23 protein-coding genes and 2 pseudogenes are annotated in these 19,535 nt (G+C 72.7%); 14 read left to right on the top strand and 11 right to left on the bottom strand.

Annotated elements, in window-relative coordinates; genetic code table 11:
- Positions 1-85: 85 nt before the first annotated feature.
- Positions 86-1,075, bottom strand: coding sequence for a helix-turn-helix transcriptional regulator (locus M8542_RS19550; protein ID WP_257921636.1), 990 nt, complete (start codon positions 1,073-1,075; stop codon positions 86-88).
- A 113-nt stretch (positions 1,076-1,188) separates the two neighbouring features.
- On the opposite strand from M8542_RS19550, the gene M8542_RS19545 reads away from it, so the two are divergent.
- The gene (locus M8542_RS19545) at positions 1,189-1,641 is read left to right on the top strand and encodes a VOC family protein (protein WP_257921635.1); all 453 of its coding nucleotides are present in this window, start codon (positions 1,189-1,191) and stop codon (positions 1,639-1,641) included.
- A 25-nt stretch (positions 1,642-1,666) separates the two neighbouring features.
- Positions 1,667-2,086 (top strand): annotated as a pseudogene (locus M8542_RS19540) (aldo/keto reductase); the annotation flags it as partial.
- A gap of 24 nt (positions 2,087-2,110) precedes the next feature.
- Here M8542_RS19540 and M8542_RS19535 read toward each other — a convergent pair.
- The 4 genes from M8542_RS19535 to M8542_RS19520 are packed head-to-tail and all read right to left on the bottom strand — an operon-like array spanning position 2,111 to position 5,037.
- The gene (locus M8542_RS19535) at positions 2,111-3,067 is read right to left on the bottom strand and encodes an LLM class flavin-dependent oxidoreductase (RefSeq protein WP_257921634.1); all 957 of its coding nucleotides are present in this window, start codon (positions 3,065-3,067) and stop codon (positions 2,111-2,113) included.
- Entirely contained in the window at positions 3,064-3,375 is a 312-nt protein-coding gene (locus M8542_RS19530; RefSeq protein ID WP_257921633.1) for a TIGR04076 family protein, read from the bottom strand. The genes M8542_RS19535 and M8542_RS19530 overlap by 4 nt, the downstream gene beginning before the upstream one ends.
- The gene (locus tag M8542_RS19525) at positions 3,365-4,825 is read right to left on the bottom strand and encodes a sodium:solute symporter family protein (RefSeq protein ID WP_257921632.1); all 1,461 of its coding nucleotides are present in this window, start codon (positions 4,823-4,825) and stop codon (positions 3,365-3,367) included. Before M8542_RS19525 ends, M8542_RS19530 begins: the two co-directional genes overlap by 11 nt.
- Positions 4,822-5,037: a DUF3311 domain-containing protein gene (locus M8542_RS19520; protein WP_257921631.1), complete on the bottom strand. Its 216-nt coding sequence runs from the start codon at positions 5,035-5,037 to the stop codon at positions 4,822-4,824. Before M8542_RS19520 ends, M8542_RS19525 begins: the two co-directional genes overlap by 4 nt.
- A 92-nt stretch (positions 5,038-5,129) precedes the next feature.
- Here M8542_RS19520 and M8542_RS19515 point away from each other — a divergent pair, with 92 nt between their 5' ends.
- Positions 5,130-5,675 (top strand): helix-turn-helix domain-containing protein, encoded by a 546-nt coding sequence (locus tag M8542_RS19515; RefSeq protein WP_257921630.1) that lies wholly within the window; start codon positions 5,130-5,132, stop codon positions 5,673-5,675.
- Here the strand turns inward: M8542_RS19515 and M8542_RS19510 are convergent.
- Positions 5,656-6,495, bottom strand: a complete 840-nt coding sequence (locus M8542_RS19510; protein ID WP_257921629.1) for a PaaX family transcriptional regulator — start codon at positions 6,493-6,495, stop codon at positions 5,656-5,658. The two genes, M8542_RS19515 and M8542_RS19510, sit on opposite strands and share 20 nt — an antisense overlap.
- A gap of 143 nt (positions 6,496-6,638) precedes the next feature.
- Between M8542_RS19510 and M8542_RS19505 the strand changes: the two genes are divergently transcribed.
- Together M8542_RS19505 and M8542_RS19500 are read left to right on the top strand one after the other, a co-directional pair.
- Positions 6,639-7,946 (top strand): MFS transporter, encoded by a 1,308-nt coding sequence (locus M8542_RS19505; RefSeq protein WP_257921628.1) that lies wholly within the window; start codon positions 6,639-6,641, stop codon positions 7,944-7,946.
- A 62-nt stretch (positions 7,947-8,008) separates the two neighbouring features.
- The gene (locus tag M8542_RS19500) at positions 8,009-8,446 is read left to right on the top strand and encodes a hypothetical protein (protein ID WP_257921627.1); all 438 of its coding nucleotides are present in this window, start codon (positions 8,009-8,011) and stop codon (positions 8,444-8,446) included.
- On the opposite strand, the gene M8542_RS19495 is transcribed toward M8542_RS19500, so the two are convergent.
- On the bottom strand, positions 8,347-9,171 hold the full coding sequence (locus M8542_RS19495; protein ID WP_257921626.1) for an AraC family transcriptional regulator: 825 nt from the start codon (positions 9,169-9,171) through the stop codon (positions 8,347-8,349). The two genes, M8542_RS19500 and M8542_RS19495, sit on opposite strands and share 100 nt — an antisense overlap.
- 89 nt (positions 9,172-9,260) lie before the next feature.
- Here M8542_RS19495 and M8542_RS19490 point away from each other — a divergent pair.
- Positions 9,261-10,189: pseudogene (locus M8542_RS19490) on the top strand (NADP-dependent oxidoreductase).
- Between the two features lie 6 nt (positions 10,190-10,195).
- Here the strand turns inward: M8542_RS19490 and M8542_RS19485 are convergent.
- Entirely contained in the window at positions 10,196-11,209 is a 1,014-nt protein-coding gene (locus tag M8542_RS19485; protein WP_257921625.1) for an amidohydrolase family protein, read from the bottom strand.
- Between the two features lie 116 nt (positions 11,210-11,325).
- Here M8542_RS19485 and M8542_RS19480 point away from each other — a divergent pair, with 116 nt between their 5' ends.
- Together M8542_RS19480 and M8542_RS19475 are read left to right on the top strand one after the other, a co-directional pair.
- A complete protein-coding gene (locus tag M8542_RS19480) occupies positions 11,326-11,916 on the top strand; it encodes an RNA polymerase sigma factor (protein ID WP_257921624.1) in 591 nt (196 codons plus the stop codon).
- On the top strand, positions 11,909-12,790 hold the full coding sequence (locus M8542_RS19475; RefSeq protein WP_257921623.1) for a CU044_5270 family protein: 882 nt from the start codon (positions 11,909-11,911) through the stop codon (positions 12,788-12,790). Before M8542_RS19480 ends, M8542_RS19475 begins: the two co-directional genes overlap by 8 nt.
- On the opposite strand, the gene M8542_RS19470 is transcribed toward M8542_RS19475, so the two are convergent.
- Positions 12,772-13,461: a nitroreductase gene (locus tag M8542_RS19470; RefSeq protein ID WP_257921622.1), complete on the bottom strand. Its 690-nt coding sequence runs from the start codon at positions 13,459-13,461 to the stop codon at positions 12,772-12,774. The two genes, M8542_RS19475 and M8542_RS19470, sit on opposite strands and share 19 nt — an antisense overlap.
- A complete protein-coding gene (locus M8542_RS19465; RefSeq protein ID WP_257921621.1) occupies positions 13,458-13,967 on the bottom strand; it encodes a DUF4863 family protein in 510 nt (169 codons plus the stop codon). The genes M8542_RS19470 and M8542_RS19465 overlap by 4 nt, the downstream gene beginning before the upstream one ends.
- Positions 13,968-14,073: 106 nt before the next feature.
- Between M8542_RS19465 and M8542_RS19460 the strand changes: the two genes are divergently transcribed.
- From M8542_RS19460 to M8542_RS19450, 3 genes are all read left to right on the top strand, one after another.
- Positions 14,074-14,721, top strand: a complete 648-nt coding sequence (locus M8542_RS19460) for a TetR/AcrR family transcriptional regulator (RefSeq protein WP_257921620.1) — start codon at positions 14,074-14,076, stop codon at positions 14,719-14,721.
- A gap of 48 nt (positions 14,722-14,769) precedes the next feature.
- Positions 14,770-15,630, top strand: a complete 861-nt coding sequence (locus tag M8542_RS19455) for a S1 family peptidase (protein WP_257921619.1) — start codon at positions 14,770-14,772, stop codon at positions 15,628-15,630.
- A 131-nt stretch (positions 15,631-15,761) separates the two neighbouring features.
- Positions 15,762-16,385: an HAD family hydrolase gene (locus M8542_RS19450; protein WP_276586731.1), complete on the top strand. Its 624-nt coding sequence runs from the start codon at positions 15,762-15,764 to the stop codon at positions 16,383-16,385.
- Between the two features lie 95 nt (positions 16,386-16,480).
- Here the strand turns inward: M8542_RS19450 and M8542_RS19445 are convergent, their stop codons facing one another.
- On the bottom strand, positions 16,481-17,416 hold the full coding sequence (locus M8542_RS19445) for a GlxA family transcriptional regulator (protein ID WP_257921618.1): 936 nt from the start codon (positions 17,414-17,416) through the stop codon (positions 16,481-16,483).
- A 71-nt stretch (positions 17,417-17,487) separates the two neighbouring features.
- Between M8542_RS19445 and M8542_RS19440 the strand changes: the two genes are divergently transcribed.
- The 3 genes from M8542_RS19440 (at position 17,488) to M8542_RS19430 (ending at position 19,529) form a co-directional block, all read left to right on the top strand.
- The gene (locus tag M8542_RS19440) at positions 17,488-17,838 is read left to right on the top strand and encodes a cupin domain-containing protein (protein ID WP_257921617.1); all 351 of its coding nucleotides are present in this window, start codon (positions 17,488-17,490) and stop codon (positions 17,836-17,838) included.
- A 231-nt stretch (positions 17,839-18,069) separates the two neighbouring features.
- Positions 18,070-18,309 (top strand): hypothetical protein, encoded by a 240-nt coding sequence (locus M8542_RS19435; RefSeq protein ID WP_257921616.1) that lies wholly within the window; start codon positions 18,070-18,072, stop codon positions 18,307-18,309.
- Between the two features lie 74 nt (positions 18,310-18,383).
- Positions 18,384-19,529 (top strand): NAD(P)/FAD-dependent oxidoreductase, encoded by a 1,146-nt coding sequence (locus M8542_RS19430; RefSeq protein ID WP_257921615.1) that lies wholly within the window; start codon positions 18,384-18,386, stop codon positions 19,527-19,529.
- The last annotated feature ends 6 nt before the right edge of the window (positions 19,530-19,535 follow it).

Raw genomic sequence — 19,535 nt, 5'->3', positions numbered from 1 at the left:
GCCGGGACGATCCCAGGCCGCGGACCAGCGGGGATGGCACCGTGGTGGGACACCGCTGGGACGAGCCGGCACGCAGCGCCCGTCGTCACGTCCCTCCGGGCAACCCCGCTGCGCGCCCCGCCCGGCGCGACAGCTCGGCGAAAGCCTCCCGAAGCTCGACCGGCCCGACAACCTCGACCTCGGCGTCGAACCGCGCCAACGACGCGGCCAGCGCCGCCCACGACCAAGCGCCGGACACCAACCGAGTCCGCGCCGCCCCGGCCGCCTCGACCACGCCGTCCCCGGCGAAGGGCGCCACCGCCGCAACCGGCAGGTCGAGGATCACCTCGCCGCGACACGGCCAAGCGTCGACCTCCGGCGATCCCTTGAACCGGGCCGACAAGAACGCCGCGACGTCTCCGCCGGGTACCTCCCGCGGCGGGAACCGGGGGCCGGTCGGGGTGCGTGGGGTCATCCGGTCCGCGCGGTAGACGCGCCAGTCCTCGCGCTCCGGGCTCCACCCGACGACGTACCAGCGGCCGGCCCGGACCACGAGGTGGTGGGGCTGCACCCGCCGGGGCGGGCGGTCAGCTTCCGGCCGACCCGGTGCCCGGTAGTCGAACCGGACCTCCTCCCCCGCCCGGACCGCCGCGCTCAGCGCCAGCAGGACGTCCGTGTCGGCCTGCGCCCCGCGGCCCTCCGCCGCGGAGACCGCGAGGGCGTCGACGCGGTGCCGGAGGCGAGCCGGCAGCACCTGGCGCACCGTGGTCAGCGCCCGCGCCGCCGCTTCCTCGATCCCGGCGCCCGTCGCGACCGCGAGCCGCAGCGCCACGGCGAGGGCGACCGCCTGCTCCTCGTCGAACAACAGCGGCGGGACCTGGCTGCCCGCTTCGAGGCGGTAACCACCGTCCGGTCCCTTGACCGCCTGGACCGGGTAGCCCAGTTCGCGCAGCCGGTCGACGTCGCGGCGGACGGTGCGCTCGCTGACGCCCAGCCGCCGGGCGAGCAGCTCCCCCGGCCAGTCGCGGCGGACCTGCAGCAGGGACAGCAGCGAGAGCAGGCGACCGGACGTCGCCGTCGACGAGGCGATCGGCATGGCTCTCACCCTGCCACAAGTAGCGGACGTTCCCTGTCCGCTACTGCTGACAGAGTCGGTCCCATCGCCGGAAACCTCCGGCGGCCCCACCACTCGTGAAGGAACCCGCACCCATGTCGCTCAACGCTGTCGCCCACCTGAACTTTCACGGCCAGGCCCGCGCGGCCCTGGACTTCTACCAGTCGGTGTTCGGCGGGCAGGCCACCGTCATGACCTACGGCGACTTCGGGATGCCCGCCGGCGCACCCGACGCCGGCAAGGTGGTGTTCGGCCAGGTCGTGGCCGACACCGGCTTCCGCGTCATGGCCTACGACGTCCCGGGCGCCGACGCGCCGGCCAGGCCGGAGAAGCCGGCCACCCACCGGGAGAACGGCACGACGATCACCACCGAGCCGTTCTTCCTCTCGGTCCGCGGCGCGACCGTCGAGGAGGTCTCCCCGGTGTGGCAGGGCCTCGCCGACGGCGCCACCGTCATCGAAGCGTTCGGTCCCGCGCCGTGGGCGCCGGCCTTCGGGATGCTGACCGACCGCTTCGGCGTCACCTGGATCGTCGACGTCGCGGCCTGAACCACCGTCGTACCGGAGAAACCCCGTGCGCATGCGCTCCTTCGGCCGCACCGGCATCCAGGTCAGCACGTTCACCCTCGGCACGATGATGTTCGGCCCCTACGGCGGTGACGGCGAGTCCGAGCGGATCGTCGGGAAGGCCCTGCGCGGCCGCCGGGACGACGTCGTCCTCGCCACCAAGGGCAACGGCCCGAACCCCAACCACCGCGGCAGTTCCCGGCGCTGGCTCGTGACGGCGGCCGAGGAGACTCTCGGCGCCCTGACCGACCTCCTCCGCGCGGGCAAGATCCGGGCGATCGGCCATTCGAACCTGCCGGTGTCGGAGATCGTCGAAGCCCAGTGGGTAGCGGAGCGGCGCGAGCTGGCCCGGTTCCGCACCGAGCAGCCGCACCACTCGATCCTCAACCGCGGGATCGAGCGCGAGATCCTGCCGGTCTGCGAGCGCTAGTCTTCGTCGCCGTCCCGCCGGCTAGCGCAGGGCCGGCAGCACCTCGGTACCCAGCAACCGGACCCCGTGGTCGTTCGGCACGCCGTGCGGTGTGCCGAACTCCACGCGGTCCACCCCGGCCTCCACCAGCGCCCGGGCCTGCGCCGCGACCTCGGCCGGCGTGCCCGCGAAAGCGAACAGCGACAACAGGTCCCGCGGGATCAGCGCGCCCGCGCCCTCCTCGTCCCCCTGTGCCATCTTGGTCTTCACCGCCAGCAGCAGGTCCGCCGGGATCTCGACCGTGGGATCCAGCTCGGCGACGACCGCCATGTACTTGGCCACCTCGGTCCGAGCCAGCGCGCGGGCCCGGGCACCGTCTTCGTCCACCACCGTCACCGCGCCGACGACCACCCCGACGGCCGGGTTGGCGATCCGCTCGCGCATCACCGCGACCACGGCCGGGTTCGCGGTGCCGCCGATCTTGACCTCCGCCGCGCCGAGCTCGCCGGCGAGTGCCGCCGTCCGGGCGCCCCACGTGCCGATCAGCAATGGCACCTCCGTCCGCTCCGGCGGGTAGCTCAGCCGGGTCGCGAGGCGGAACACCTCGCCCGTATACGGTTCGCCCTTCAGGAGCGCGCGGACGAACCCGGCGGCCTCCCGCAGGTGCGTGCGTGGTTTCGGCTGGCCGACTCCGATGTCGCCGAGCCAGCTGCCGCGGGCGAGCCCCAGGTACGCCCGGCCGCCCGAGGCCAGGTCGAGTGCCGCGACCTGGCCGCCGATCTCGTACGGGTGCAGGGTGTAGGGGTTCCAGCAGGCGGCGCCGAGCCGCACCCGCGACGTCGCCGCCGCCATCTCCAGCAGCGGGAAGATCGGCGGCTGGTAGGTCAGGTCGCCGAACACCGAGAGCACGTCGAACCCGTGCTCCTCGGCCGCGGCCGCCAGCCGGGCGTAGTCGCCGGGTCGCTTGTCGCTCTGGAACGCCAGGCCGAACTCGGTCACGTCAGGTCCTCGGTGTTCAGCCGGCAGCGGCCGGTCCGCTCGATCCGCATGATGAGCCGCTCCTCCGGGTCCGGGCACGCCACGAGGTTGTCGTGCTCGAGCCAGTCCCCCTCGGGCAGGTCGCGTTGCTTCGCGGGCAGCAACGGCAGCACGGCCTGCAGCGCGTAGACGCAGAAGTGCTTGCCCGCCGGGATCTTCAGGTGCGAGCTGTCGACGAGGTCGAAGTGGTCCCCGACCGCCATCCCGCACACCGACCGGCCTTCGACGCGGTCGACGGTGACCCGCAGGTCGTACAGCTCAGTGTGCAACGGCTTCCCTTTCTCCGGCCGGGGTTTCCCGGCGCGGGCGCGCCAGGCTCACCCCGGCGACCACCACGGTGTTGACGGCGAGTGCGATCAGCCCGGGCTCCCAGTCGGGCAGCCGGGCCGCCCAGAAGTCCTTCGCGAACGGCGCGAGCAGCGCCACGAACCCCGCCGCGATGCCGAGCAGCACCGCGACCGCCGACGTCCGCCGCCAGAGGAAGGCCAGGAAGACGCCGGGCGCGAGCATCCCGATCGCCGAGTACGCCGAGAGCAGGATGTCCACCAGGGACTTCTGCTGCCCGATCGTCAGCCACACGGCGATCCCCGCGAACACCACCATCGACACGCGGGACAGCAGCAACGTGGCCCGGTCCGACAGCCCCGGCCGGAACGGCCGGACGATGTTGCGCGCGAACAACGACCCGGAAGTCAGCAGCAGCACCGAACCGGGTGCGAGGGCGAGCAGGAACGCCGTGCCCGCGACGAGACCGACCAGCCAGGCCGGGAACTTGTCGGCGACGAACTGCAGCAGGGCGCCGTTCAGGTCGCCGCCTTCGGGCTCCGTCTTCGCGACGAGCGCGGCGAACCCCAGCATGATGATGAAGAAGTAGGCCAGCGAGTACAGCGGCTGCCAGATGGCGTTGCGCCGGATCGACGTCGCGGACTTCGCCGAGTACGACACCTGGAACAGGTGCGGGAAGACCCAGTTGCCCAGCGCGACGTTCAGCGCGGAGGTCATCAGCCACACCGACGTCGTCGGCGAGGCCGGGTCGAGCCCGGGGAACTTGCCGATGCCGGGGTGCTGCTCCTCGGCGAGCCGGAAGATGTCCAAGGGGGACGCTGCGCCGACCTTGCCCGCGGCCGTGGCGGCCAGCACCACGACCACGACGACCATCAGGATGTCCTTGATCCCGGCCGAAAACGCCGCCGACCGCAGGCCCGCGAGCACCACGAACGCGAGCATCAGCACGGCGCCGATGACCACGGCGAGCGCGGGCGCCACGGCGGTGCCCAGGGTCAGCCGGACGATCAGGCTGAGGCTGACGAGCTGGATCTGCACGTACACCACGAGCGCGGCGATGCCGACGACCGCGGTGACCACGCCGAGCCACCGCGCGGAGTAGTGGCTGGCGAAGAAGTCGGCCTGGGTGAGCAGGTCGTCGCGGCGCCCGGCCCGCCAGATCTTCGGCATCAGCCAGTACCCGATGGCGTAGCTGAGCGAGACGCTGGTGAAGGCGAGGTAGGCGGGTGCGCCGAGCGCCCAGGCGTAGCCGGAGATGCCGAGCACGGCGAAGGTCGTGTACACCTCGCCGGCGTTCATGAACCAGAACAGCCACGTGCCGAACCGGCGGCCGCCGACCGCCCAGTTCGTCATGTCCGAGCTCGCCCGCCTGCCGAACGCGAGCGCGCCGGCGACCGTCCCCAGCACGATGACCAGTGCGATCGCGAGGGTCATGAGTCGTCCTCGTCGGTGACGCCGGCCCGCTTGTCCAGCCGGAAGACCACGGCGATCACGGCACTGGTGAACACGACGCCGAGCAGCTGCCACAGCATCGGGAAGGGGATGTGCAGCGGCGCGTACGGGACGTCGTTGACCACCGGGACGAGGGCGACCTGCCAGACGAACGGCAGGACGAGCAGCCACCGGTGCGCGCGAGGCGATGCCATGATCACTCCCTTTGTGCAGTCTGACTGCACAGTGGTAGGACTGTAGGCCAGCGGTCCAGGATGTTCAACACGTGATCCCGGTGAGGTGTGCAGTGTCGGTGCAGGACATCGGGGCGCAGCTGAAGCGTCTGCGGACCCGCGAGGGACTGAGCCTGCGGGACCTGGCGGCGCGGTCCGGCCTGTCGGCGACCCTGCTCAGCCAGGTCGAGCGCGGGGTCACCGACCCGAGCCTGTCCACCCTGCGACGCCTCGCCGGCGTCTTCGGCGAGTCGGTGGCGTCGCTGTTCGACTCCGCGCCCCCGGCGGTCTGGATCAGCCGCCCCGGCACACGCGCGACGCTGGCCGGCCCACGCGGCCTCGTCCGCTACGAACGCCTGACCCCGGGCAACGGCCGGCTCGAAGTGCTGCGCGCGATCCTGCCGCCGGGCACGGCCACGAGCGAAGAGCCGTGGGGGCACGCGTCGACGGAATGCGCGTACGTCGTGGCCGGGACGCTGACGGTGGAGATCGGCGCCGCCGTGCACGAAGTCTCGGCGGGCGAGTCGATCACCTTCGACTCGAACCAGCCGCACCGCTACCTCAACGGCACGGACTCCGAGGTGGAGTACCTGGTCTCGGTCACCCCACCGGTGCCGTAGCACCCGGCGTCATCAGTTCCAGCGTTTCGCGGGCCAGTTCTTCCGCGCCGTCACGCAGGTCCTCGTCGAGTTTGCGGAACAGCTGCTCGGCCCGGATCGCGGGCCAGTCCGCCGGCAGGTGCTCGGCCGGGAGGTGGGGGTCCCGGCGGACGACGTGCAGCCAGTCCGTGTGCAGCATCAGCTGGCGCGTGAGGTCGTCGGGCAGCGCCGACCGGCCGGTGTCCCACTTCGCCAGGAAGTCCTGGTAGCGCAGGGCGATCGTCTCGGTGTCGAACGCCTTGCGGACGAGTTCGGCCGCTTCGGTCGGCTTCGCGGGATCGGCCGTGAAGACCGTGACGTGCCCGGCGAGACCGAGCCGCTCCACAATGGACGTCACGTCGCGGACGCCCGAGGCGACCCAGAGACCGTTCTGCAACAGCCCGAACCCCGCCCAGGTCAGCTGCCGCCGCAGGTCGTGGCGGTCGCCGCGGCGGGTGTCCGGCAGGGAGAAGCCGACCAGCGTCCAGCCGCCGTCCCAGGACCGGTTGACCGCGCCGGTCTCCCAGATCCGCCGCCTGCCGTCCGCCAGCACCGCGGCGAGCCGCTCGCTGAGTCCGAAGTAGACCTTGCGGCCCTGCCGGTGGCGCGTCAGCAGCCCGTCGCCGGCCATCCGGGACAGGGTCGAGCGCACCGCTTCCGCCGAGACGCCGACGCGCCCGAACACGTCGATCACGCTGCCCGAGTACACCGCGCTCGCCCGGTCGAGCAGGTGGATGCCCAGGAAGGTGAGCATGACGGACTTCGGGCGGGGCCCGGAGTTCGGTTCGTCGAGGTGCACCACGATCACCAGCGTAACCGCCGGCTGATGTTGTGCAGATTATTGACGGCCGTCATGAGGATGACTAACGTTGGCGGCGCGCTCACCGTCGTCCTCCGCGACGAACCTGCTCCCGCCGCCCCACCCCCCACGACGAGGGTGTCCCCATGAGCACTCAGCTCCGCAGAGCGGTCGCGTCCAGCTTCCTCGGCAGCCTGATCGAGTACTACGACTTCCTCCTCTACGCCACGGCCAGCGCGGTGGTGTTCGGCAAGGTCTTCTTCGCCGACCTCGACCCGGCGCTGGCGACGGTCGCCAGCTTCGGCACGTTCACCACCGGCTACCTCGCCCGCCCGCTGGGTGGCCTGCTCTTCGGTCACTTCGGCGATCGCCTTGGCCGTAAGCGGATGCTCGTCCTGACGATGACGTTGATGGGCGTGTCGAGCTTCCTCATCGGCCTGCTGCCCGGCTACGACCAGATCGGGCCGGTCGCCCCGCTGGGCTTGGTGCTGCTGCGCGTGGTCCAGGGCATCTCGGTCGGCGGCGAGTGGGGCGGCGCGGTGCTGATGTCGGCCGAGCACGCGCGCTCCCGCCGCGGCCTGTGGGCCGGCTTCACCAACGCCGGCGCCCCGAGCGGCATGGTCGTGTCGACGCTCGTGATGTCGGGGACCGCGGCACTGACGTCCGAAGCGGACTTCCTCGCCTGGGGCTGGCGGATCCCGTTCCTGTTCAGCATCGTGCTGCTCGCGATCGGCCTGTTCGTGCGTGCGCGCGTCGACGAGACCCCGGCGTTCCTGGCCGCGGCGAAGAAGGCGGAACGCCGCCGGCTGCCGGTGGTGGCGGTCCTCCGGGATCACCCGCGCGTGCTCCTGCTGAGCATCGGCGTGGGCTTGGCGGCGTTCGTCGTCCAGGCGACGCTGACCACGTTCGTGCTCGCTTACGGTGTCCAGCACGGACATCCGCGGCAGGAGGTGCTCAACGCGCTGACGTTGTCGTCGGCCTGCGCGGTGGCGGGAATCCTGCTGTGGTCGGCATTGTCGGACCGGATCGGCCGCCGCCCGGTGGTGCTGGCCGGCGCGGTGGTGATGGCGGTGTTCGGGTTCCTGCTGTTCCCGATGGTCAGCAGCGGCAGCGGGCTGCTGCTCGTGCTGGCGCTGGTGCTCGGCCAGGGCGTGATCCACCCGATGATGTACGGCCCGTTGGCGGCCCTGTATTCGGAGTTGTTCGCGACGGAGAACCGTTATACGGGAGCGTCGTTGGGTTACCAGCTGGCGGGTCTCGGCGCGGGGTTCGCGCCGTTGATCTTCGCCGAGCTGCAGCGCGGCGGCAGCTCGACGATGCCGGTTTCCTGGACCATTGCCGCGTTCTGCGTGCTGTCCGCGGTGTGCGTGCTGGCGTTGCGGGAGACGCATCGGCGCGATTTGACGCCCGAGGTGGTCGTGCGGGCTCCGGAGCGGGAGGAGAACCGGCGCTGACCGGTGCAACCCGGCACCGGGGTCGTCCCGTCCGTAGGACAACGGACCTGTGGAGGACTCCCATGCGCGGACTGGTCACCCTCACCGGAGCAGTCCTGCTCCTCCTGGCCGGCTGCGGCAGCCAAGCGCAGCCGGCCGGCGCGGACCCGCTCTGCTCCGCCTCCTACGCACCCCGCGAACTCGTCGACACCGCGCAGACCGCGGTGCTGCCGACCACTCCCGAACGCAAGCCGGCCGAAGCACGCACCACCGACGCCGCCGCGATCCGGAAGGTCGTCGACGCCGCCTGCGGCCTGCCCACTCCGCCCCAGGACATCGCCTGCACCCTCGAACTGGGGCCGAGCTTCCAGCTCCGCTTCGTCGACACCCGGGGCCGGACCACGACCCTCACCGCCGAAGGCTACGGCTGCCAGTTCGTCGAAGGCCTCGGCTCCCGCCGGTACGACGCCGAACCCCTCTGGGACGCCCTGACCGCCGCCGGGCTCCCCGCACCCCGGTAACGGCCGGGTGTCTGACCGACGAGTTCGGTGAAGGCCACGATGAAGCTGCTCGGGTTGGCCCAGCCCAGCCGGATCGCCGTGTCGGTGACCGAGGTGCCCGCGCCGAGTTCGAGCAGGGCCCGCTGAACGCGCAGCAGCGTGCGCCATTGGTGGAAGCTCATCGACAGCTCACTGCCGAACAGCCGGCTCAGCGTGCGTTCGCTCGCCCCGGTCCGGCGCCCCAGCTCGGTCAGGGTCGCCGGGCTCGCCGGGTCGGCGTGCAGCAGGTCGGTGACAGCCTTGAGGCGGGCATCGCGCGGTTCCGGGAGACGCAGTGGCTCCTGCGGGGCTCGGGTGAGCTCGGTGATGACGACGTCGAGCAGCAGCCGGGCGCGCGGACCGTCGTCCGGGTCGCTCAGCAACGCCAGGAAAGCTTCGCGCAGCAGCGCGCCGGCGGCGAACACCGAGGGCTCGGCCGGCAGCCGCTCGGCCGCCGTCGCCGGCACCCGGAGCAGCCGGACGTCGGTCTCGCCGTGCGACCGGCTGCTGTGCACCTGGAACGGCGGCATCCAGGTGATGCGGTTCGCCGGCGCCACCCAGGTGCCGACCCGGGTCGTCGTGACCAGCGCCCCGGAGGCGGCATACCGGAGCTGGCCGACGTCGTGGAAGTGCGAGGCGACATCCTCACCGTGCGCCAACGGGCCGCAAGCGCTCGAAGTCTCGGTCAGGAGCACGAGTCCGGTCATGACGATCACCGTAACCCGGTGGCGGGTTGCCGGGATTTCCTGGCGCGACAACGGTGGTACGCCCGCGTCGCAACGACCATCGTCGAGGTATGCGAGCCATCACCCAGCACAGCTTCGGGGGCCCCGAGGTCCTCACCGTCGTCGACGCGCCCGAACCGCGGCCCCGGCCGACCGAAGTCCTCGTCCGGGTCCGGGCGATCGGGCTGAACCCCTTGGAGCCGCGCCTGCGCGCCGGTGAGTTCCCGCTGCTCGGCCCACCGCCGTTCGTTCTCGGCTGGGACGTCAGCGGCGTGGTCGAGGCGGCGCCGCAGACGTGGCGGTTCAGGGCCGGCGACGAGGTGTTCGGCATGCCGCTGTTCCCGCGGGCGGCCGGCGCGTACGCCGAGTTCGTGGCCGCGCCCGCCCTGCACCTGGCGCGCAAGCCGGCGGCGCTGTCCCATGTGGAGGCAGCGGCGTTGCCGGTCGTCGGCTGACCGCGTGGCAGGGCCTCGTCGACCTGGGCGGCGTGAGCGAGGGCGACCGCGTTCTGGTCCACGGCGGTGGTGGCGGGGTCGGCCACGTCGCGATCCAGCTCGCGAAGTCGCTCGGCGCGCACGTGATCACGACGGCGAGCGCCGGGAAACGGGCGTTCGTCGAGGGTTTGGGCGCCGACGAAGTCGTCGACTACACGAAGGTGGACTTCGCCGAGGCGGTGCACGACATCGACCTGGTGCTCGACACCTTGGGCGGCGACACGGCGGAGCGCTCGCTGGACGTGCTCCGCCCGGGCGGTCACCTGGTGACGGCGGTGGCCGAGGAGGACGCCACGCTCATCGCGAAGTTCGCAGCGGCGGGCCGCCGGTTCAGCGGCATCGCGGTCGACCCCGACCCGGTCGCCCTGCGCGGGCTGGCCGGGCTGGTCGAGCGGGGTGAGCTCCGGGTCCACGTGCCGGAGACGTTCCCGTTCGAGCGCGTCGCCGACGCCCACCGGCGGCTGGAAAGCGGGCACCTGCGGGGAAAGCTGGTGCTCACCGTCTGAGCCGGCTCACCCGAGCTCGATGCCGAACAGCGCCGCCGCGTTGCCGTGGGTGATCTTGCGGCGGTCCAGCTCGCTGATCGGGGCTCGCTCGATCCACTCGGCCGCGCCCGCGTTCTCCGAATACGGGTAGTCCACCGAGAACATGATGTGGTCGGCGCCCACCGTCAGCACCGCGTTCGTCAAGGCGTGGTCGGAAAACGTGCCGCTCGTCGTGATCCAGATGTTGTCCGCCACGTACTCCGGCAGCGTGCGGCGCGGCCGCTTGTCGAACGGGTTGGCCTCGAACATGTGCTGCGTCCGCCACAGCAGCGCGGGCAGCGCCTCACCCAGGTGCCCGAGGATCAGCTTCGCCGCCGGGAAGCGGTCGAAGTGGCCGCTCAGCAGCAGGCGCACCGCGTGCGACGCCGTTTCCGTGCCGAAGCCCCACGTCGCGCCCTTCAGCTCCGGATGCCCGGCGTACAGGGCTTGGCCACCCGGCAGGGACGGCCGCGGGTGCAGGTACAACGGCACGTCCAGCTCGCACACGGTCTCCCAGAACCCGTGGTAGCGCGGCTCGTCGAGGTAGCTGCCGTGCTCGCTGTCGCCGATGTTCGTGTAGCCGTTGACGAGCACGCCCTTGAAGCCGAGTTCGGTGACCGCGCGGCGCAGCTCCGCCGCCGCGTCGGCCGGCTCCTGCAGGGCGACCGCCGCGAACGCCGAGTAGCGGTCCGGGTGCCGGGCCACCTGTTCGGCCAGGAAGTCGTTCTGCCGGCGCGCTTCCGCGGTCGCCGCCGCCGGGTCGAGGATGCTCTGGATGCCCGGCGCGGTCAGCGAAAGGATCGTGTGCGTGATGCCCGCGCGGTCCATGCTGCCGAGCCGCACGTCGTCGAATTCGCCCAGCTTCGCCATCACCGGCCGGTAGAACTCCGGTGTCACCCCGCCGCGGTCGGACGCCTCGGCCAGCGCGTCCTCGTCGCCCAGCAGCCGGGCGACGCGCTCGGGATGCTCGTAGGCCTCTTCCAACGCGATCTTGGGCAGCATGATCCGACCGTACCGCCGGCCGGACGTGACCCGCGTCACTTTCGCCGCCGATTCCCGAACCCGCTCCGAGGCCCGCGAGAACAGCGAATGACACTGTCCGGAGCGGAAGGCGGGCGATGACCCCGGAAGACACCGAAGCCGACGACGACGCGAGCGTGATCGCGCGGTCGCGGCACGAGCCCAGCCTGTTCGCGGTCATCTTCGACCGCCACGCGCGGCACATCCACCGGTACGTGGCCCGCCGGCTGGGCCCCGCGGCCGCCGACGACGTCCTCGCCGACACCTTCCTCGTCGCGTTCGCGAAGCGGGCGAAGTTCGACCTCTCGCGGCCGGACGCCCGGCCGTGGCTCTACGGCATCGCGACGAACCTCGTCTCGCGGCAGTGGCGGGCCGAGGTGCGCGAACTGAAGCTGCGCCTCGCGATCGGCCCGCCGGACGCCGAGGACAACCACGCCGACCGGGTCGCCGACCAGGTGAGCGCCCAGGCCATGGGCGCCGACCTCGACCGCGCGCTGGCGGCACTGCGCCCACGGGAGCGGGACGTGCTGCTGCTCGTCGCCGCGGAAGGGCTCGGCTACCAGGAAGTCGCCGAAGCGCTGGCCATTCCCGTCGGCACCGTGAAATCGCGGCTCAACCGGGCCCGCGGCCGCGTCCGCGCCGAGCTCGGCGCCCTCGACCTCGTGAAGGAGACCTCCCGCCATGGATGAGCTCGATCTGATCCGCGAGCGCGCGGACACCGTCGGCTTCGCGCCGGCCGAGCACCTGACCCCGGCCCGCGAGCGGCTGCTGGCCGCGGCGCGCGGCGAACGACCGCACCGGTCCCGGCGCTGGTTCTGGGTCGCCGGCGCCTCGATCGGCCTGGCCGCGGCGATCACCGCGGTGGTGACCCTCGCCCCGGCCGAGCAGGTGGGCATCGGCGTCGGCGTCGCGAACGCCGATCCGGTGCGGGTGCTGACCGAAGCGGCGAGCGCGGCGCTGAAGGAGCCGGTCAAGCCGCCGCGACCGGACCAGTTCCTCTACGTGAAGACCGAATACCCCGACCACCACACGCGGGAGATCTGGCTGTCGGTCGACGGCACCCGGGACGGCCTGCTGGCCCGCGACACCCCGCTGCCGGGCTGCCACGACGGCAAGGAACCGTACTCGGGCCCGTACGACCCGGCGAAGAAAGGCACCCTGGAGGACTGCCGGCCCTCCCCCGCCTACCACGCGGACCTGCCGACGACCGCCGACGCGATGCTGGCCTACCTGAACACGCGCCCCAGCGCGAAGGACAGCACCAACTCGATGGGCAAGACCGTGCTCACCCTCGCCGACGAGCAGGCCCTGCCGCCCGCCGCCTACGCCGCGCTGTTCGAGGCTGCGGCGAAAGTGCCGGGGCTGAAGGCCCTCGACCACGTCACCGACGGCGCGGGCCGCCCGGGCATCGGGATCACCTGGCCCCAGCCCGGCTCCCGGCCCGGCACCCAGCCGCTCGTGCTGGTCTTCGACACCACCACCCACCAGTTCCTGGGGACCCAGGACAGCGCGGTGACGGTGAAGACCTTCGTCGACGAAGCGGGTCAGCGTCCGTCGTCGTAGAAGGACGCGAACGACGTGACCGGCTCGCGCGGCGTGCGGTGGTCGTTCAGCCGGTGGTCTTCGTCGGCGTGGCCGAGGGCGACGCCGCAGACGATCACGTGGTCGCCGGGCACGCGCAGGTGCCGCCGCAGGACCGGGTGGTAGTCGAGCAGCGACGCCTGCGCGCACGTGTGCAGCCCGGCCCCGCGCGCGGCCAGCATCAGCCCCTGCAGGAACACCCCCGCGTCCACCAGCGCGCCCTGCAGGGGCAGCCGGCTGACCGTGAGGACCAGCCCGACCGGGGCGCCGAAGAAGTCGTAGTTGCGGCGGTGGTGACCGGTGCGACCGGCGGTGTCGCCGGGCGCGATGCCGAGTGCTTCGCGGTAGAGCCCGTCCCCGAACCGGCGGCGCCGGCCGCGGAACGGCTCCGGCCACTGGTCCGCGCCGGGCTGGTAGGCGAACTCGCCCGCCGACCGCGCGCCCTCGTCGTGCGCGCGGAGCAGGTCCTCGGTCAGCGCCCGCTTCGCCGCACCGGTCAGCACGTGCACCTGCCACGGCTGGCAGTTGGAGTTGCTGGCCGAGCGGGCGGCCAGGGCCAGGAGCCGCTCGACCTGCGCGCGTGGCACGGGATCGGCGCGGAACGCCCGGCAGCTGCGGCGGGTCAGCAGCGCCTCCTCGACGGTGCCGCTCACTCGACCGGCGGCGTGATGTCGTAGGAGATCCGGCCCGCCGGCAGGTAGAACAACGCGATCAGGGCGCCGCCCTTGACCTCCGGGTAGTGGTGGCTGCCCGGCCCCGGCGCGGTCCAGCCGGGCCCGCTCCAGCCGTTGGGCCCCATCAGCTTCGCGCCCGCGTCGAGCGGGACCACGAGGTTGAGCTCGCCGTAGGGGTGCTGGTGGTACTGCCCGCGGTAGGGCTCGACGCTGTCCATGTAGACGGCGGTGACGCTGAAGTAGTTGAGCACCTCCCGCGGGTCCGCGATCCGGCTGCGCCGGTACTTCGGGCCGTCGACCTCGATGTTCGCGGCCCAGCCCGCTGCGACGCCGTCGGTGATCATGCCGGCGAGGTCGTCGTGGAGCGGGCTGCCCGGCCCGTGGTGCTCGTTGAGCCAGGCCTCCAGTTCGCCGCCGGCGGTCCGGTTCTTGACGTCCTCGAGGAACGGGACGCTCCGGTCGATCAGGTCCTGGGCCGTGGTCATCGTGAGCTCCTTCCATGGGTGTTCCGACGGTAAGGCCGCATTTCGTTACAGTCAAGTATCGTAACTTAACAAGCAGGAGCCGTAACGTATCCGCTAGGCTCCGGCCATGGCGCCAGCGACGAACGAAGAAGCCGCGCCGCGGCCCGGCGGCCGCCCCCGTGACGCGGCACTGGACGAAGCGATCATCCTGGCCACCCGTAACCGCCTCGTCCGCGACGGCTACTCGCTCATGACCATCGGCGACATCGCGACCGACGCCAAGGTCAGCCGCCCGACGCTCTACCGGCGCTGGAGCACGAAGTTCGAGCTGGTCGTCGACGCGCTGGACTACGGCTTCCGCAAGCAGCGGGACTCCTACACCGTCGACCTGAGCCGGATGGAACCACGCGAAGCGTTCACCGAAGCCGTCCGGCGCCTCGACCCCGCGTACTTCAACCCGGACGCCATGGTGCTGATGGGCAACTTCGCCGGCGAGGCGATCCGCACCCCGGAGCTGCTGGGGATCCTGCGCGAGCACGCCGTCGAACCGCGGGTCACCCTGGTCGAGAACGTGCTGACCCAGCTGCAGGAGCGCGGCGCGGTGGCGGCAGGCCTCGACAAGCACACGATCGCGACGATGTGCTTCGGCAGCTACTTCGCGGCGTTCTACCGCGGGGAGAGCCGGGAGGAAATTCCCGAAGCGGTCGTTTCGGTGCTGTGGCCGGCGATCGCGGCGGCGAAGAAACCCCCGCGTCGCCGCAGCTCAGCCGGATAAAGCCGGTGAGCCGCAACCATTCGGCGCTCTCATCCGTGCATAAGAGGTGTGAGGACACCTTCGGATCGACGACGGCGCTTCCGCGCGCGGTCGGTGGTCGTCGCGGTGCTGGTGGGGGCCGGCGCCGCGTTCGCGCACACCGTCACCGGCCTCCCGGCTCCCGGGCCCGTGCTGGCCGCGGGATCGGGCGGGCACAGCCTGCCCGACACCAGCGCGCTGGGCCGCGGCCCGGCAGCCGCGCCGCCACCGCCGATCCTGCCTTTCAACGCGAAGCTGACGTCGGCGGACATCCCGGTCCCCGGCGGCGGGGTCCGCGACGGCGCCTGCAGCGGTTCGCTGGTCGCGCCGCAGTGGGTGGTCACCGCCGGGCACTGCTTCCACGACCTCAAGGACGTCAGGATCGGCGGCCGGCCGCGGTACACGATGACGGTGACCATCGGCCGGCTGAAGGACAGCGACCCCGGCGGGCACACGGCCGAGGTCGTCGACGTCCGCCAGTCGCCGGTCAACGACCTGGCGGTGGCGAAGCTCAGCACGCCGGTCACCGGTCTCACCCCGGTGGAGCTGGCCGACACCCGCCCGTCGGTCGGTGAGGAGCTGCAGTTCGCGGGCTGGGGCTCGCATTCGGCGACCGTGCTCGGGCCGTCCGACCACCTCAAGCGCGGCCGGTTCCGGGTGTCGGGCATCGCCGAAGCGACGCTGGAGGCGCTGCCGATCGGCACCCGCACGGTGGACAACGGCCCCTGCCCGGAGGACTCCGGCGGCCCGTTCTTCACCTCGACCGACGACGACCACACGGGCCGCCTGGTCGCGATCGTGAACACCGGGCCGCCGTGCCCGCAACCGGGCGCCGAGACGATCGCGCGGGTGGACGTGGTGGCGGACTGGATCCGCGCCCAGATCGGCTGACCCGCGCCGAAGGACGGCGGAAGCCGGGGAGCGCTTGTGTACGCCGGCGACGTTGCGGTGTTCACGGTCGTGCTGATGGGATTCACCGTGCTCGCGCTGAGCGGCGCGGTGCCGGCTGGGAAGGCGGTGCGATGAACTTCGACGCGGCGTTGTTCGACCTCGACGGGACGCTGGTGGACACGGAGCCACGCAGCCAGGAGGCCTGGCGGCGGTTGTACGAGACCCACCGGGTCCCCCACGACGCCGAGCTGCTGCGCTCGTTCGCCGGCCGGCCGGGCAAGGTGGTGCTCACGGAGCAGCTGGCGAGCTTCCCACCGGGCGCGACGGTCGAGGACCTGTTCGCGGAGGCGATGTCGTACGCGACCCGCCCGGCCGAGCCGGTCCGCGGCGCGGCGGAGCTGGTCCGGACGCTGCGCGCCGGGATGCCGGTGGGCGTGGTGACCTCGGGGACGCGCGAGTACGCGAAGGCCGAACTGGTCGCGATCGGCGTGCTCGAGCTGCTGTCGGTGCTGGTCACGGCCGAGGACGTCGACCGGGGCAAGCCGGATCCGGAGGGGTACCTGCGGGCGTGCCGCGAGCTGGCGGTCGACCCGGCCCGGACGGTGGTCTTCGAGGATTCGACGGCGGGAGTGGCGGCGGCCAAAGCGGCGGGGGCGTACTGCGTGGGGGTGCGGACCCAGGCGCACGTGTCGCTGACCGGCGCGGATGTCGTGGTGCCGGACCTGGCGGCGTGGCTGGAGGGCGCTGAGCGGTAGGCGGGGAAGGCTCCCGGCGACCGGTAGGCGCGGCAGCAGGCCGGCCGCGGCGCGGCCGGCGAACCACCCGACCCGCACCCCGACCGGCACCCCCCTCACGACGACCGGAACGCGCGCCGGTAAGCACCCGGCGTCGTTCCCACCAGCGCGTGGAACCGGCGCCGCAGGTTCACCGCCGACGTCAGCCCGACCCGGGCCGCGATCGCCTCCACCGGGAGGTCCGTCTCCTCCAGCAGCGTGCGTGCCTCCGCCACTCGGCGCGCCAGCAGCCAGGCGCCCGGGCTCGTGCCGAGCTGGTCGGCGAACCGGCGGGCCAGCGTGCGCGGCGACACGCTGAGGTAGCCGGCCAGCTCCCCCACCGGCAACGGCGTCCCGAGGCGCGTCCCGGCCCACTCCAGCAGGCCGTCCAGCGCGTCGGACGGCGGTGCCGGCGGGGCGTACTGGGCCTGGCCGCCGTCGCGGTGGGGTGGCATCACCATGTGGCGGGCCACCAGCGCGGCGTGCGCGGCGCCGTGGTCGCGCCGGACCAGGTGCAGGCACAGGTCGATCCCCGCGCCGGCGCCCGCGCTCGTCGCGACGTCGCCGTGGTCGACGTACAGCGCGTCCGGGTCGACCCGCACCCGCGGGAACTCCCGCCGCAGCTGGTCGGCGCGGGCCCAGTGGGTGGTGGCCGACCGGCCGTCGAGCAGCCCGGTGCGGGCGAGCGCGAAGACGCCGGAGCAGATCGTGACCAGCCGCGCGCCCCGGGCGTGGGCCCGCAGCAACGCGCGGCGCACCCGCGGGGACAGCGGCGCCTCCACCGGCGCCCAGCCCGGGATGAGCACGGTGTCCGCCGACGCCAGCGCCGAAAGCCCCCGCGACACCGACATCGCGTACCCGGCCGAGGTCGGCACCGGGCCGGGTGTCTCGGTGCACACGTCGAACTCGTAGTGCTGCGGCACCCCGCCGCGCACGGTGCCGAACACCTCGGCGGCGCAGCCCAGCTCGAACGTCGACTGCACCGGCCGCACCAGGGCCACCACGCGATGCATGGCAGAAAAGTACCTCATGGTGTCGTTCCCGACACTGTCCCGGCGCGCGAGCGCCCGGCATCGTGGGCCGCATGCACGCCGAAATCCTCGCCCAGGAGGGCTACACCGCGGTCTCCGTCGACGAAGCCCCGGTCCGTGAACTGTTCCCCGGCATCCGGCTCCGTCCACTGTGGACGAGCCCGGCCGGCGCGCACGCCAACGTGCTCGAGATGGACCCCGGCACGTCGTGGCCGCGCCGCGACGTCCACGAGCCAGGCCCGGAGGAGGTCTACGTCGTCTCCGGCACCTTCAACGACGGCGCGCGACTACCCGCCCGGCACGTTCCTGCACGCCCCGGCCGGCACGTGGCACGTGCCCGCGTCCCCGACCGGCTGCACGCTGTTCCTCTTCTACCCGCAAGGCTAGATGTGGTGACCCCGTGAGGTCGGGGACGCGACTGGCGGGTGGTTGCCGCGATCCACCCGTACCGCCACGATCGCGCACTCGCCGGGCACGCCTTGGGCCGACCGGCCTATCCGCTCGTCGCGGCGGGTGGCCGCCCGGCGGCGGGCACCCGCCGTTCACCGCAGTTCGCGCCCCGGTCCGGGGGAATGGTGTTACAGATTCCGGCCGGGGCGCGACACCCTCGTGGAGCATCACGGGAAGCGGAGGCGATGACGGGCGAACGGCAGGTGCGGCTGCGGCTGGGCACCCGCGCGGTCTCGGTTCCCGCCGAGCACGGCCGCGAAGTGCTGGAGTACCCGGGGGTCACCGTGCTGCGGGTCGAGGACGGGGAACCGGTCGAACACACGTGGGTGCCGATCGGGACGTGCCCGAGCTACGCCGACGACGAGGCGCTGATCGCCGCCTGGCACGCGGCCCTGCGGTGGAGCCGCGCTCCCACCGACGCGTGAGCTGGGACACAGCTGTCACAGCGGCCGGCATCGCGGTGTCTGGAGGGGCGAACCCCGTCAGCGAAGGAGACACCATGAGCGAGACCACGGAGGTGGTCGTGATCGGCGGCGGCTACGCCGGCGTGATGGCCGCCAACCGCCTGACCGGGCGCGCCGACGTGCGCGTCACCCTGGTCAACCCGCGGCCGCACTTCGTCGAGCGGATCCGCCTGCACCAGCTCGTCGGCGGCTCCGACGACGCGGTCGTCGCCTACCAGGACGTCCTGGCCGGGCGGGTCCGGCTCGTCGTCGACAGCGTCACCGGGATCGACACCGCCGCCCGCACCGTGACGCTGGCGAGCGGCGCCACCGCCGGGTACGACTACCTGGTCTACGCCGTCGGCAGCCACAGCGCGAGCACGCCCGAACACGCCTACCCCGTCACGAGTTTCGAGGAGGCGCGGCGGCTGCGGCCGGTGGTCGAGGCCGCGACGGCGGTGACGGTCGTCGGCGCCGGTCCGGCCGGCATCGAGACCGCCGCCGAACTGGCCGAAGCGGGCCACGACGTGACGCTGGTCTGCGGCGGACAGCTCGGGCCGTACCTGCACCCCGCGGGCCGGCGGGCGGTCGCCTCGCGGCTGGCCGCGCTCGGGGTGCGGATGCTCGTCGACGCGGTGGTGCGCGAGGTGACGCGGGACGCCGTGCGGCTCACCGACGGCCGCGAGCTGCCCAGCCCGGTGACGATCTGGACCGCCGGGTTCGGCGTGCCGGACCTGGCCCGGCGCAGCGGCTTGAGCACCGACGAGACCGGCCGCCTGCGCACCGACGAGACGTTGACCAGCGTCGACGACGACCGCGTGCTGGCGGCCGGCGACGCGGCCGCGCCGTCGGGCCTGCCCTACCGGATGGGCTGCCAGTCCGCGGTCCAGCTCGGCCCGCAGGCCGCCGAAACCGTGCTGAGCCGCCTCGACGGCCGCCCGCCGTCACCGGTCGAGGTCGGCTTCGCGGGTCAGTGCCTGAGCCTGGGCCGGCGGGCGGGCATCTTCCAGTTCTCCCACCGCGACGACACCGCGATCCGCCTCCACCTCGGCGGCCGGCTGGGCGCGAAAGTCAAGGAATGGGTGTGCCGCAGCACGGTCTGGCAGCTGAAGTACGAGAGCCGCAAGCCGGGCGTGCGCAAGTGGTGGGCCAAGGACGCGCGGCGGCGGGACCGGCTGGCGGCTCAGCCGGCCGCGGTGTGACAGGCC

Source organism: Amycolatopsis iheyensis, assembly GCF_024703995.1.
In the GTDB taxonomy this organism is placed as follows: domain Bacteria; phylum Actinomycetota; class Actinomycetes; order Mycobacteriales; family Pseudonocardiaceae; genus Amycolatopsis; species Amycolatopsis iheyensis.
This window is presented reverse-complemented; position numbering and strand designations above follow the sequence as displayed.